Raw genomic sequence first — 14,905 nt, forward strand, 5'->3', positions numbered from 1 at the left:
CCGTTAAATTTTTAAAGATGAAAAATTTCTTTAATTTCAGGTTTAACCAATACAAAAAGGGGTGGATATGGATATCAGCTTAATTGTATCCAATATTTTGAATCCGCCAATCTTGTTTTTCTTTTTAGGCATGACTGCTGTTTTTGTCAAGTCTGATCTAGAAATTCCTGCACCAATTCCCAAACTCTTTTCGTTGTATCTGCTGTTTGCCATTGGTTTTAAGGGAGGGGTAGAACTAATCAAAAGCGGTGTAACTCAGGAAGTAATTCTAACACTGGCAGCAGCAATGATGATGGCTTGTGTTGTGCCAATTTACACCTTTTTTATCCTGAAGTGGAAATTGGATACTTACGATGCGGCTGCGATCGCCGCAACCTACGGTTCTATCAGCGCTGTCACCTTCATTACAGCTAGCGCTTTTTTAACTGAGCTTGGCATTACTTTTGATGGTTACATGGTGGCAGCCCTTGCCCTGATGGAATCCCCAGCGATTATAGTTGGTCTAATTTTGGTGAATATATTCGCCGCCGATGGAAAGCGGGACTTATCGTGGCCGGAAGTTTTGCAAGAAGCATTTCTTAATAGTTCAGTTTTTCTCCTAGTTGGTAGTCTCTTGATCGGTGTCTTGACAGGAGAACACGGTTGGCACGTATTAGAACCCTTTACTCAAGGTTTGTTTTATGGTGTTCTCACCTTCTTTCTACTGGATATGGGATTGGTGGCTGCGAGAAGAATTAAAGACTTGCAAAAAACCGGAGTTTTCCTAATTTTATTTGCCATACTAATTCCTATACTCAATGCAGGCATTGGGTTAGCGATCGCCAAATTGATCGGTATGCCTCGCGGAGATGCGCTGTTATTCGCTGTATTGTGTGCCAGTGCTTCTTATATTGCTGTCCCGGCGGCTATGCGGATGACTGTTCCCGAAGCAAATCCCAGCCTGTATGTTTCTACCGCTCTAGCGGTGACATTTCCGTTCAATATTATTGTGGGAATTCCGTTGTATCTCTACGGAATTAACCTATTTTGGAGATAATAATATGCACGTAGTTAAAAAGATAGAAATTATCGCTAACTCCTTTGAGCTTGCCAAAATTTTAGATAATTTAGACAAGTCGGGTGTACATAACCATGCCGTAATCCGCAATGTTGCTGGCAAAGGATTACGAGGAACGACAGAAGATTTAGACATGACCATGCTTGATAATGTTTACATCCTCGCGTTTTGTATGCCAGAAGAACTCAAGCGTGTTGTAGAAAATATCAAACCACTTCTCAACAAGTTTGGTGGTACTTGCTACGTTTCGGATGTGATGGAAATTCGCTCTGTTAGATGTGTTGCGTCAATGTAAAAAAGTTATAAATCAATGAAGCATTTCATAGAACGTCGTGACTTTTTGAAGTTAGGAATGACTGGTGCATTTGGGATGATGCTATCTGCCAGCGATTTACTCTGGCGGGTAGAACAGGCTAAAGCTGACGAAATGCACCCAGCCGCCACTCAATCCCTTGATCCCGATGCAGCCTTACAAAAGCTGATGGAGGGAAATCAGCGATTTATCGATCATCACCTCCAACACCCCGATCAATCTGCACTGCGGTTGCAGGAAGTTGCTCAAGCTCAACATCCATTTGCAACTATTCTTAGTTGTGCTGATTCACGAGTCCCCGCAGAAATTGTTTTCGATCAGGGCATCGGAGACATTTTTGATGTTCGGATTGCTGGAAATATTGCCACACATGAAGCGATCGGCAGTATTGAATATGCAGTTGTTTTGTTAGGTAGTCCACTGCTGATGGTGATGGGCCATGAGCGTTGTGGGGCTGTAACCGCAGCTGTACAAAGCGAATCATTACCCGGCGATATTAGTACTTTTGTGAAGGCAATTAAGCCAGCCCTAAAAAAAGTCAAGGATCAGCCAGGCGACGCGGTTGAAAATGCAGTTGCGGCAAATGTGCAATATCAAATTGAATGTTTGAAGCGATCGCAGCTTTTAACTGAACAGGTGCGATCGGGCAAATTGAAAATTGTGGGGGGTCGTTACGACTTGGATACAGGGAGGGTAAGTATTATTGCTTAATTTGGCAGAGGATTCGCAGATGAGGGGGATGAGGGAGCAGGGGAGGCAGGGGGAGATGAGGAGGACAAGGGGACAAGGGGACAAGGAGAATAACCATGCCAATCCCCAATCCCCAATCCCCAATTCAATCCTGCACAGTCATTGGTAGACGAATGGTGAAAGTAGAGCCAACTCCCGGCTCACTTTTGACAACAATCTCACCACCCATCATCTGGCAAAAGTGGCGGCTAATTGCTAACCCCAGTCCCGTACCTCCATACTTTTTTGTAGTCGAGGTATCTCCTTGTGTAAAAGGTTTAAATAACTGCTGCTGTTGACGGTGAGACATACCTATGCCTGTGTCAGTAACAGTGAAAGTAATCATGCCTAAAGGAGCCTCCGGTCGGAATTCATCCTTTTCTCTGTTGACTGTCAGCGTTACCTTGCCGTTTGTAGTAAACTTACCAGCGTTGCTTAGTAAGTTTAACAAGACCTGCCGCATCCTAGTTTGATCGGCGTACATAATGCCAAGTTGTTCATCAAAATGCACTTCTAAAACATTGGCATTTTTTTCTATAGCTGGTTTGACTGTAAGGACAATATTATGAATCAGTGTCGCAATCTCGAATGTCTCTGGATAGAGAGTCATTTTCCCCGCTTCAATTTTTGACAAGTCGAGGATTTCGTTAATCAAGTGCAGTAAATGCTTACCAGCAGCGTTAATTGTTTCTAAGTCTGTGATAAAGTCTGCCGATAAACCAAGATCGGTAGCGTCGTCTTCTAAAAGTTGGCTCAAGCCAATGACAGCATTTAATGGTGTGCGTAATTCATGGCTGACATTGGCTAAAAATACGCTTTTTGCCTTGCTAGCAGCTTCAGCTAATTCTTTAGCTTGTTGTAGCTCTTTTGTTCGCTCAGATACTCGTTCAATCAAACGATTTAGAGATTTGGCGAGTAGCCCAATTTCATCTTCAGTGGTGACGGGCGCTCGCAAATCAAAATTATGTTTCCTCGCCACTTGCTCTGCTACTTGGGTGACGGTGATAACTGGTTCCGCGATCGCTCGACTGGTACGCCACGCGACAATGGCTGCGATCGCCACTGAAACCAGCATACTTATCATCACGATGAATCGCTCAACTACTTTTGCCTGCTCAACGGCTCTTTGCCTTTCTTGCTCTTGATATTGGGCAGTTTGCAGGATGTTAGTCAAGCTTTGAGAAAGCTGGCCTAGCCGCATGGCTGTTTCACCACGCATAATTGTCAATAATTGCGATCGGGCAGAGGAAATCTGCTGAGGCTGAACTTGCTGGGAGTCTATTTCCTTTAAGACGACCTCGATTTGGTCAACGTAAGATTTTAAATTAGTCTTGTAATCCAACAATAACGTCTGTAAAGTCGAACTTGTTGCTGCTAGTCTTTTAGGTTTACTATCGATAAAGTCGGCAATTTTTATCTCTAATTGCTTGGCTTTTTCAACATTCTTCAGAAAGTCGGCTTTTTTACTTTGTAGTTGTTGTGAATTTTCTAATACAGCAACTAGATTAGAGCTATGTAATTGCGCCCCTACTACTGCATCTTTATAGTTACTCAGTAGTTGTCCTTGTTCATAGGCTTGATTGAATTGCCTAACTTCCCTTCCTCGGTAGTAGTTGGCGATCACTAACCCAGTCAGTGAGCCAAAAAAGCCAATTCCGATAGCTACAAAGTACCCATAGCCAATTTTTTGATGGATGCGCCAAGAACTGGCTTTGAGTTTCCCTCGTGAGGGAAATTCTATTGTCGGGAGTTCGTCTGTCGATGGCTCTTCGGCTGACACTTTTTTGCTTTTTGAACTGCTGTCGATAGGGTTGGCTTTTGAGTTGGTATTTCCCTTCCGGTAAAAATCACCAAATCAGTTTGGCTTGTGCAAACACTTTAATTGGTGATTAACATTTACATTATCTTCTTTTATAGCAATAGCAAATCATTAGTTACTAGATAATTAACATAACCTTATATGATGGCAATGTTCCTAAGTACACTTACTGTTAGCGAATAAAATTCACTTTTTTCAGGGGCAACGAATACTTTCCTGAACTAAACCTTACCACAGCACTTTCCTGAATATGCGGTTGATAGCAATGAGTTATTGCCATCAGGTACGCCACTACTCTACCTTACTGCTTCCTTATAAAATTAATTCAATCAGGAAAAAAACAAAAGGTTTGATATTTGTTGGGCATGGGGCATAGGGTATTGGGTATTGATTATTTCTTCCTCATCTCCAAGGCATGGATATCATAAAATAGATTAAAAATCTAGTCTGTGTGAATACACCAAAATTTTTATCGAAAATTTGGGTTTAAAACCCCGTGCTTCACGCAATGCTTTAATTAATTTGGATTTCTTACAGGATATTTGATATAATGTAAGGATGACACAAAAAGCATTCAAGTACCGATTCTATCCAACTTCTGAGCAAGAAACATTGCTCAAGATGACGATGGGTTGCGCTCGATTAGTTTACAACCGCGCTCTTGCTGCAAGGACAGAAGCATGGTATAAACACTCACGGCGAGTCGGATACTCTGAAACTTCAACAATGCTAACCAATTGGAAAAAGCAGGAAGACTTGCAGTTTCTCAATGTTGTTAGCAGTGTGCCATTGCAGCAAGGATTGAGACATTTACAAACAGCATTCAGTAATTTCTTCGCGGGACGGGCAAAATACCCAAACTTTAAGAAAAAGCATCATGGTGGGAATGCTGAATTTACTAAGGCTGCTTTCAAGTGGAAAGATGGCAAAGTATATTTAGCGAAATGTGCTCAACCCTTAGATATCCGATGGAGTCGGCAACTAAGAGAAAGTGCAGAGCCATCCACGATTACGATAAAACTTTCGCCGAATGGCCGCTGGACTATTTCAATGTTGGTAGATGCCGAGATTGAAAGATTGCCTGAATCTTCTAATCAAGTTGGCGTTGACTTGGGTATTACAAGTTTGGTTGCCTTGAGTAGCGGTGAAAAAATTGCTAATCCCAAGGGATTTAAAGCTAAACGTGTCAAATTGCGTAAAGCGCAAAAAGACTTAAGTCGTAAGCAAAAGGGATCTAACAATTGCCAGAAAGCGCGGCTCAAAGTTGCTATTGTCCACGCAGAAATTAGTGATGCGCGAAATGATTTTCTTCACAAGTTAACGACTCGATTGGTACGTGAAAACCAAACGATTGCTGTTGAGGACTTAGCTGTGAAGAACATGGTTAAAAACCACAAACTGTCATGCGCTATTAGCGATGCTAGCTGGGGTGAGTTGGTCAGACAGCTTGAATATAAGTGCGACTGGTATGGTCGTACTTTTGTCAAAATTGACCGATGGTTTCCTAGTTCTAAGCGTTGTGGGCATTGTGGCCACGTCGTTGATAAGTTGCCTTTAAATATCAGAGAGTGGGATTGCCCAGAATGCAGCACACATCACGATAGAGATGTCAATGCTGCCAAGAACATTTTGGCTGCGGGACTCGCAGTTTCAGTCTGTGGAGCGAACATAAGACCCGATAGAGATATCTCTAAAAGGCAGTTGCGAAAAACCAGCAATGGAAAGAAACAGAAACCTAAGTCGTGAGTCTTAGGAATCCTCGACCGTTTACGGCGGGGAGGATGTCAATCCGTATTAATATCAATACGAATGCGTTAATTGACGGACGCGGCTTAAGATAGCTTTAATATCGGCTAAAATCGGCTTTTAGGCTTATATAAGTGAGAGGTGGCTGATTTTTGCCTAATTTGTACTTAAATTTAGTACGATTATGAGCAAATGACACCGATGGGATAATCACAACCTGAGGATTCCAGTTGATTAAAAAAAGAACTCAGAAAGCTGGCCATAATACATTCTGCTGCCTTCTGAGTTGTATCCTCCTACTGACTTTCTACCTTGTAGTTGATGCAGTAGATATTATGAGGCAATTATAGTTATAGGACACTAAAACCCTTTTGTGACCTTTACGCAATTGTACTAATGCACTTGTGCATTAACTAATCAACAGCCTTTTGGTTGTAATTATCCAGATTAGAAAAACTCAACTGTCAAATTTATGGGAGTGAAAATGCCAGAACAAGAATTTACCGAAACCGCATCCAAAGAGACTACAGTGGCAGAGATCAACAACCAAACGGGAACCATCACCAAACTCCAGCCTCCCGCACAGTCTCAAGATGAATGGCAAAAATATGGTGAGCAAATTTCTAGCTTTTTAGCAACATTGCCAGAATATCTGGGAAGCTTTTTTAATCAATATAAGCAACCCCTGATCACTGTTGGTTTAATTGTGGGATCAATTGTTGGGGTTAAAGTACTCTTGGCAATATTAGATGCTTTGAATGATATCCCCTTGGTAGCACCTACTTTTGAGTTGATCGGTATTGGTTACTCTGCCTGGTTTGTTTACCGCTATTTACTCAAAGCCTCAACCAGGAAAGAGTTAACTACTGAAATCACGACTCTTAAATCACAAGTGGTTGGTAAAGAAATTCCAGAAGCTTAATATCTAATTATCGCTTCTCTATTAAGACGCTGCGCGTAGCTTGCTTCTGTGTAAAAGTAGGCTCTAATTGCAAATTACAGAAGTCTGATCGCCGGCAGTCGGCGATCAGACTTCTCTCAAAATTACCCACGAAGTTCATTACGAATTAGTAATTATTGTTGAGACGAACTTTCTGCGGACAAGTTACCTTTTAAGTTCGGCTTTGGGGTGGGCGATGACTGCGACGGGCTACGCCCACGCACAATATTTTGAGATGGAATTGCCTCCAACTTGCCCCGTTTTACTAAAGCTTGATAAATCATCGCTGCCACCTCAGCACGAGTAGCTACTTTGTTGGGAGCAAGAATTTGGGGATTTGGATAGTTAACCACCAGGTCATTTGCTGTAGCAGCGGCTATTTTGCTGATAGCATAGGTGGGAATATCTTTAGCATCTTTATAGACGCTTAAAATCTGATTTTGGGAAGTGGGTGCTTTCAAATTCAAGCCACTAGCAAGGGCAACTAAAACTTGCACTCGTGAAATATTTTGTTGTGGTTTGAAGCTTTTTTTCGGGTAGCCTTTGAGAAATCCGGCACTGATGGCTTGGTCAATTGCTGGAGTCGCCCAGAATTTTGCTGGTACATCTTGAAATGCGATCGCAGTCTTAGACGGTTCTTGGTCAAAGGCTTTTTGCAGTATAGCAGCAAATTCGGCGCGGTTTACAGGCTGATTAGGTCTAAAAGAATAATCAGGAAACCCCTTGAGAATACCACGGGAAGAAAGAACGTCTATAAAAGGCCGACCCCAGAAGTTATTGGGCACATCGTTAAATGCTATTGGCGGCGGAATAATAGATTTTTGTTTTGCCGGAGTTACTAAAGGCAACGCTGATGATGTAATTGATGGCTCAAGCCCTGTTGTAGAGGCTACAAGTGTCTGTGGAGATTGAGTTGGGATTACCTGAGCAGATGGTAACACTGCGCGGTAAGAAGTTGCGCTATTAGTCGGGAATGAAGATGTCTTGGGTTCAACAACAGCCTCAGGTGGAAATGACGGCAAAACGTTGTTGGGGGCTGCATTTGGTTCTACCTGGGGAGTAGAGGAGGGCAATACTTGATTTGGTTGAACACCTCTAGACGGAGTAGAAGAAGGCGACAGCAGCCCGTTTAAGTCCCAGCTAGAATCCCTGCGAGATAATGACCAAAAAAGAATCGCTCCGATAGTGGTGAAGGCAACCAGAATGGCTATAAACTCATCAAAGCCAAGGGCAGTTGTTTGGGATGACTCCGGTTCGGAAGGAGGTCTATTTGTCATCGTGATTACCCTGGTAGCAGTAAAATTTGTGTCTAAACAAATTAAGCCACAGATGACTCTTTTACACCACCCCTGTTTTAATTCGTAATTCGTAATGACGCTCGATGACTCGCTACCGCTACGCTAACGTAATTCGGAGCAAAATATTAGGGTTCTGGTTCAACGCCGAGCGATCGCAATTGGGCAGCTAGGCGATCGCTCTTGCCAGTAATCGTGAAAGCCAAGTTTAGAAAGCGATTTTAGAGTGCAGGATATAAAGAGGCGACGCCGATAGCGTAGCGTTAGCGAGATACGAGCGTCCGCAGGAGCGTCATAGCCCGTCGTAGAAATCGCTCATTCCGACAACCGCCTCAGAATAAATAGCTGTACTAGTTACACTAGCTACCTAAACCGAAACCGGATTTAGACGGTGGCAGAATGTAAAATATTAATTTATTGTTTACCTGTCTTTGTAAAAATTAGGGTGTCTAGTGTCAGAAGAATTCAGTTGCCAAATCTTACCGCCATTTGTGTCTCTTGGTAGCGATCGCGATCTCGATTTAGATTCAACCCTCCAAGAACTACCAATGTACAACTTTCCAGTGGAAATCAATCACACTGGTATGGAAGTGGCTAGTTTTTTAGAAAGATATCCCCTGCTACCAGGAGTAATTTTGGTAGAACAGGGAAAGTTCATTGGGATGATTTCGCGGCGGCGACTGCTGGAATTTTTGATTCGCCCCTATGGACAAGAGTTATTTGTTCAGCAACCCTTAGCCGTTCTCTACAGCTATGCAAGGATACCGATGTTGCTGCTTGCTGATACAACATCGATTTTAACTGCGATGCAACTTAGCTTAAAGCGATCGCCAGAATTATTAGCAGAACCAATTGTAGTAGAAACAGAGTCTGGTGCTTATAGGTTGTTAGATGTCCAAGAATTGAGTATTATTTCTTGGCAAATTCGAGGAATCGACAATCTAGTGCGGTATGAACGCAGCCAAGCCCAAATGATTCAAAATGATAAAATGGCAAATCTGGGACGTTTGGTAGATGGCGTAGCGCACGAAATTTTAGACCCAGTGGGTTTTATTTGGGGTAACATAACTTACGTTTCAACCTACAGCCAAGATTTACTCAAGCTGATAGCGGCTTATGAAAAAGAGTTACCATCAGCGTCCCACGCAATTAATCAGATTAAAGAAGAGATTGAATTTGATTTTTTAGAACAAGATTTGTCGCGATCGCTTGCTAGTATCCGCACTGGCGCGGAAAGACTAAAAAAGCTCGTCACTAGCTTACAAAACTTCTGTCATATTGATGAACTTTATCCCAAACCAGTAGATTTACACGCTTGTATAGATAGTATTATTTTATTAATTAATAGCCGTCTTCAAGGAGAAATCGAAATCGTAAAATATTACGGTCAATTACCTCCAGTATATTGCTTTATGGGGCAAATAAACCAGGTGTTAATGAATATTTTCAGCGAAGTTGTAGATACTTTACTCAATGAAGCAGTGCGACAGCAGTTGTATTTAGAAGATACAAAGACTGTTCAAAAACCCCGAATTGAGATTACGACAGAAGTAATTTCCCAGGAAGCAAGCAACCCAAATGCACCAGATTCTCGCTGGATATTAATTCGTATTGCCGACAATGGGCCTGGAATGTCTCAAGAATTTCAACAGCAAATTATGGAGTCGTTTTCTCTTGAAACAAAGAATAGTAAAAATACTAGTTTAGCAGTAAGTTATCGAATTATAACTGTTAGACATGGCGGAAAATTAAGTTTCCATTCACAGATAGGTATAGGTACAAAATTTGAAATTTTATTGCCTTTAGTTTAATTAAACCATAGGTTAAACTGTCGCCCATCTAACTTACACATTTTTTGTGTTCACTGTTGAGTGCTGACAGTTGACTGTTAACTGTCAGCACTCAAGAAACCTCATGATTTATTGTGTAATTTAAAGCAATATAGTTCAGATAAGACCAAAAAACTTGTAGAGACGGCGATTTATCGCGTCTCGAAAACCCACAATTTTGTACAATTAGCCCTTAACCCAAGCGTATTTCTGGAGTTTAAATACTTATTTATACGCGTTCTATCTCACAGTTCAATTCATCTGCAATAAATTTTCGCCACGTTGATAAATTTCCCGTGCGTAATCAGTCCAAGCACCTTGTCCCCAATAACGAAAACAACTGGTTTGCAGCAAAAGGTTATGTAAAAGAAGGTTACGGTATTGAGATTGTCTGGTTACAGGTTCTGCTGAGTCAACTTGTTGTAATGAATCAACTTTATCATGAAATAAACTGCTTAATTGATACATGGGAGACAACACATTCTCATATCCTTTTACCCAACTGATATGATTTGTCCATGAGGCTCCATCTAGATGAAAATTAGAGTTAATTTGCTTCAATTCTTTAATTGCATTCTCTACAGCTTCAGGTTCACAATTGTCTGGTGAAACTCGCTCCCAAATATGATGCTGTCCCACTGGCTGACAACTTGGATAGTCTTCAGGTTTGCATCCAGCAGCTTCGATTAATTCTAAATATTCTGTACCGCACATCCCGACAACACCTGATTTTCCTCCCCCATTATTGACCATATCCCACCAAGCTTGTTTAAAAGCGCTAGGAAATTCATTCATCATCACGCCGCCATTTTCACCATCTCCAATTTGGCTAACTATTGGTGGCACAAAAATATCCCCAATTTGTTGTTTAGATAATGTTTTAGCTTCATAATAAGGCTGCATTTGTGCAACTAATTTAGTATCCGAACCTTGGGTTTTAATTAAGGCTGTGATGCTAATTGTTTCACCTTGAGAATTGCGGGCAACTAAACGATGTGGTAAATGTTTGTGAGTCAGAGATTGACCAGTAAGAGTTTCTACAGAATGTTCTTGAACAAGTAGCCAGCGATATCCACATTCTTTCAGCGCTTTCACAAATTCAAAGAGAGCATCAGGGTGATTTGGTAGATGCATTTCTGGGGGCGAAAATCCTTTGACTCGCGCTAGTGCTTCCCAACCAAAAATTGCCGCAAAGTGATGTTGCCATGCAACGATATGTAATTTAATATCTGCTATGGGTGTGGAAGGAACAACTGCATGACCCCACATTGTACCCAGCCATTCTACATAAGGTTGGTAGGTGCGATCGCAAGTAATCCGTTTGAGATTATCCAGAACATCACCGCGTCCCATTTGCCGCAGTCCCCACAGCAGATTACCTGAGTAATCCAACATCACACGCGGATTGCAACCTTGATTTACAAGTTCGGGGATCAAGTCTCCCATGCGGCTGTAACAATAGGCAAAAGGATCTGCATTGTGGTTATCCCCTTCATGAGGATGTTCAAACATATATTGCAGATTGCTGATGAGTGTACCACCATTTCCAGCAGGTATAGTTGGCTGGTGCATATGTAAGGCGATCGCAAATACAGCATTTACGTTTTCTAAGCGGATGTTTGTTGTTGGTAAAAATACTGGCTGATCATGGTTAACTACAGAGAGAACCTCTGTTTCCCAACCAGATATATTCGGCAAGCCATCAATGATTTCGGGCAAAGGAGCCAAGGTTGTGGGGAAGGAAAGCATTTCTGATTGCTCCGAAACAAGGTATGTCTAATTATGCGATCGCACAGCAATTTCTGCTCTGCAACTTTATGTATTGATGCTGCGATCGTCTTGTAGTCCCGCAATATCTGTGTAGTTCAACAGTTTGGATATCACACTTGTATAAAAGGTGTTGAAAATATACAGTGTCATATTTAATTTTGTTACTAGAAGCGTACATCTTTAGGCCCCACAGTCGATTCTTTATGTTGCAAAGATTTTTGGAAATGGTATGATACAACTCGAAATTAAGAAATTCAGATTTCATCTGAGTTTCTGGCTTGGAATCTGTTTTCCTCTTTTAAATAAGCTGTAAAATCCCCAGAAACTATACATATTAAATATTATTAATTATCAAGTTAAAATTTTCTCTTCTATGCTTCATGCAAATTTAATTTTAGGAGGAGTCTAATGAAACTAAAACAATTTGGAATTACATTTTTGAGTCTTTGTATTGCTGCTTTTTCAGGAATGAACGCAGCAGACGCAGCATCATTTTCGGTAATTGCCGATGGTCTTAATAGTCCACGGGGTCTAACTTTTGGTACTGACGGGAGTCTCTACGTCACCGAAGCAGGAACAGGCGGCAGCGGAGCTTGTGTTCCTTCACCGAGCGTTGCAAACCAATCTTTATGTTATGGCACAACTGGTGCAGTGACAAAAATTGGAAATGGTACGCAAGAACGTATACTTACAGGACTTCCTTCTTTGGCATTACCAGATGGTACTGATACTTCTGGGCCTCAAGATATCAAGTTTGATGCTACTGGCAAGCCCTATATTGCAATTGGATATGGTTCAAATCCCACATTTCGGTCTGCATTAGGTAACACTGACTTAGGAAAAATCATCACTGCTAATTTCAATACAAATTCGTGGACTAGTGTTGCTGATTTAGCTAATTATGAACTTGCAAATAATCCCGATCAAGGCGATCTAATTAGCAATCCCTTCTCTATTCTTTTAGATGGAAATAAGATTGTTGCAGTTGATGCTGGTGCTAATGAGTTACTCAGTGTAGGTACTGATGGAAGTAATTTAAACGCGATCGCCACAATTCCCCGGCAGACATTAACTAATCCAATTTTTCCCTCTGGCGCATTATCATCGCCATTTGAAATCCAAGCAGTACCCACAAATATCGCCAAAGGCCCAGATGGCGCTTATTATGTTAGCCAATTAACTGGTTTTCCTTTTCCAGAAGGTGAAGCAAAAATCTATCGAGTTGGTGCTGATGGTCAACCAACAGTTTATACCGATGGCTTTACCCAACTTACTGACTTAGATTTTGATACCGAGGGTAATTTATATGCTTTGCAGTACGCTAATCAGTCACTCTGGAAAGGTAATCTAGATGGTTCTGTAATTAAAATAGCGAGCGATGGGACTCGCACAACTATTCTGAGTGGCAATGGATTAGAGTCTCCTACTGCTTTGACTATTGGTGCTGATGGTGCTATTTACGTGGCAAACCGAGGCGATCGCCCAGGACAGGGACAAGTTATCAAAATTGAGAATTCCAAGTCTGTTCCTGAATCTACTTCCACTTTCAGCTTATTAGCATTTCTTGGCACTGTGAGCGTTACTTTGTTGCACAAGGGTAAAGCCAAACGACTGAAGATTTCGGACAAGTTTATTTAGGAGTCTTGAGTCAGCGATCGCCCTCGGCGTCTCCCCTTGTCTACGAGACGCTACGCGAAGGGATAAGTTTTTCAATCAGCCGTTGTCTGCTTGGAGCTGGCGGAGTTGCTATTCGTAAAATTAGCTCTAGCAACCAGGGAGCAAGGCGTTGACACAACACGGCTAAATGACTTTGCCATCCAACTAAAATTTCTGGTGAATCATTTTGCATTCCGGTGACAAGTGCTTTAGCTACTTGCTGAGGAGTCATGGGGATCACCCAGCGAAATAATTTTAAGTCGCGCACCATGTCTGTGTCTGTGAGGGAAGGCAGTAATGCAATGACTCGGATATTGTAATCAGCTAGTTCCTGGCGCAAGGCTTGGGTAAATCCTAAGATGGCAAACTTAGTCGCTGAGTAAGTCGCCATCGTTGGTGCCGCAACTTTCCCCATCAGACTCGATACATTGACGATTGTTCCTTGCCTTTGACTGGCCATGCGTCGAGCTATCAAACTAGTGAGATTGTACATTCCTAACAAGTTCACAGAAATTTCTTCTTGAACTTGGGGCAGTTTAGATTGCAAAAACGAGCTTTGGTATGCGACACCCGCACAATTAACCAGCAGGTGAATCTGTCCGTAATTGCGCCACAGTTGGGCAACAGCGATATTTACTTCAATTGTCTGCGTCAAATCTAATGCCACGATCGCAGTTTCTGTTCCCATCGCCTCGATTTCGTTAGCTACCTCGACTAACTTTTGGCGATCGCGTGCTACCAATATCAGCCGCTTGATGCCTTGTTGCGCTAGTTCGAGTGCGATCGCTCGTCCAATCCCACGAGAAGCCCCTGTAATTAGGGCAACTTTGCCTTGAATATCCATTGGTTTATCCTCCAAAATCTAAGTCTTACCAAACTCTTCGTTATTGCTGACCGACACAATCAAGAGCCACTCGCTCGTCGGCACAAGGTAAGACAAATAATTAATTGCAATTTAAATCAAACTGAAACTAAGCCTTTAGCAACGAGATATTTCTTGGTTAATCTGCAATCCCTCATAATTGTCTATACGAGGCAGAAATTTTTCCTTTTTAACCTGTCAAAGCCTAACAGACTTGGCTGAATGCATATAGCTCATAGATTTTACTTCTCCTAGATCAGAGCGCTCATCAGCATCGTTGTCATACACACGTTAGCAATTAAATCAAGGTATTGCAATATTCTTTAATAAGTATTTCTTAATAGTTGTTGACTCTAAGCATATATATGGAAAAAATTTTATTAAATAAGTTTTTATGAATACCTCAGTACAAATATCTTACTTTCCTGACAATGAAGCCCTGTTTTGAGAAATTGTAATAGCTCAGTCATAGCCAAGAAACAAAAAAGACATATAGGTTTTGGCTTATTGTTGCAACACCTCAGTTTTTCAGCTAGTTTGCAGGCTTACATCAGTATTTTTACTGCTTTATTTAAAATCAATGTTCCTGATTTCTATCTTTTAAATAGTAGAAGAGAGTTAAATTATTGTCTTTAATGCAAATTAGAACGGCATGTTTATCTACTAAAACTTTAGTAAAAATAGGAACTTGTTTGGCTTTAGCTTTGAGTTCATCAAAGGAATGCTTGAGACTTGCCTAGTGTCTGACAATTCAGACTATGTGGAAAAGCTAACGAAAAACCTAACCCCCTTCCCCATGCTTTAAGGCGAAATTCAAAGTCTCTCTCCTTTTAGGGGACTTGCAAAAAATAAATTATCCCAAATTATTTATAGATTTGTAGGGGCGCAA

At 41.5% G+C, this 14,905-nt stretch carries 11 protein-coding genes; 7 read left to right on the top strand and 4 right to left on the bottom strand.

Annotated features, from left to right (window positions below):
• The first annotated feature begins 67 nt into the window (after nt 1-67).
• From VB740_RS05785 to VB740_RS05795, 3 genes are read left to right on the top strand one after another with little or no spacing between them, the layout of a single operon-like run.
• Entirely contained in the window at nt 68-1,036 is a 969-nt protein-coding gene (locus tag VB740_RS05785; RefSeq protein ID WP_323199098.1) for a sodium-dependent bicarbonate transport family permease, read from the top strand.
• 4 nt (nt 1,037-1,040) lie between these two features.
• Nucleotides 1,041-1,352: a P-II family nitrogen regulator gene (locus tag VB740_RS05790; RefSeq protein ID WP_323199099.1), complete on the top strand. Its 312-nt coding sequence runs from the start codon at nt 1,041-1,043 to the stop codon at nt 1,350-1,352.
• 15 nt (nt 1,353-1,367) lie between these two features.
• Complete coding sequence (locus VB740_RS05795) at nt 1,368-2,081, top strand: carbonic anhydrase (RefSeq protein WP_323199100.1); 714 nt, start codon at nt 1,368-1,370, stop codon at nt 2,079-2,081.
• A 124-nt stretch (nt 2,082-2,205) separates the two neighbouring features.
• Here VB740_RS05795 and VB740_RS05800 read toward each other — a convergent pair whose 3' ends face one another.
• Complete coding sequence (locus VB740_RS05800; RefSeq protein ID WP_323199101.1) at nt 2,206-3,879, bottom strand: sensor histidine kinase; 1,674 nt, start codon at nt 3,877-3,879, stop codon at nt 2,206-2,208.
• Between the two features lie 597 nt (nt 3,880-4,476).
• Between VB740_RS05800 and VB740_RS05805 the strand changes: the two genes are divergently transcribed.
• Together VB740_RS05805 and VB740_RS05810 are read left to right on the top strand one after the other, a co-directional pair.
• Nucleotides 4,477-5,664 (top strand): RNA-guided endonuclease TnpB family protein, encoded by a 1,188-nt coding sequence (locus VB740_RS05805; RefSeq protein WP_323199102.1) that lies wholly within the window; start codon nt 4,477-4,479, stop codon nt 5,662-5,664.
• 484 nt (nt 5,665-6,148) lie between these two features.
• Entirely contained in the window at nt 6,149-6,586 is a 438-nt protein-coding gene (locus tag VB740_RS05810; protein WP_323199103.1) for a CAAD domain-containing protein, read from the top strand.
• Between the two features lie 152 nt (nt 6,587-6,738).
• On the opposite strand, the gene VB740_RS05815 is transcribed toward VB740_RS05810, so the two are convergent.
• On the bottom strand, nt 6,739-7,881 hold the full coding sequence (locus VB740_RS05815) for an S-layer homology domain-containing protein (RefSeq protein WP_323199104.1): 1,143 nt from the start codon (nt 7,879-7,881) through the stop codon (nt 6,739-6,741).
• A gap of 470 nt (nt 7,882-8,351) precedes the next feature.
• Here VB740_RS05815 and VB740_RS05820 point away from each other — a divergent pair, with 470 nt between their 5' ends.
• The gene (locus VB740_RS05820; RefSeq protein ID WP_323199105.1) at nt 8,352-9,710 is read left to right on the top strand and encodes a sensor histidine kinase; all 1,359 of its coding nucleotides are present in this window, start codon (nt 8,352-8,354) and stop codon (nt 9,708-9,710) included.
• Between the two features lie 270 nt (nt 9,711-9,980).
• On the opposite strand, the gene VB740_RS05825 is transcribed toward VB740_RS05820, so the two are convergent.
• On the bottom strand, nt 9,981-11,477 hold the full coding sequence (locus tag VB740_RS05825) for a glycosyl hydrolase family 57 (protein ID WP_323199106.1): 1,497 nt from the start codon (nt 11,475-11,477) through the stop codon (nt 9,981-9,983).
• Nucleotides 11,478-11,906: 429 nt separating this feature from the next.
• Between VB740_RS05825 and VB740_RS05830 the strand changes: the two genes are divergently transcribed.
• Nucleotides 11,907-13,136 (top strand): ScyD/ScyE family protein, encoded by a 1,230-nt coding sequence (locus VB740_RS05830; protein ID WP_323199107.1) that lies wholly within the window; start codon nt 11,907-11,909, stop codon nt 13,134-13,136.
• Nucleotides 13,137-13,176: 40 nt separating this feature from the next.
• On the opposite strand, the gene VB740_RS05835 is transcribed toward VB740_RS05830, so the two are convergent.
• A complete protein-coding gene (locus VB740_RS05835; protein WP_323199108.1) occupies nt 13,177-13,998 on the bottom strand; it encodes an SDR family NAD(P)-dependent oxidoreductase in 822 nt (273 codons plus the stop codon).
• Nucleotides 13,999-14,905: the final 907 nt, after the last annotated feature.

The sequence above is a fragment of the Nostoc sp. UHCC 0251 genome (genome assembly GCF_034932245.1).
Classification (GTDB): Bacteria; Cyanobacteriota; Cyanobacteriia; order Cyanobacteriales; family Nostocaceae; genus Nostoc.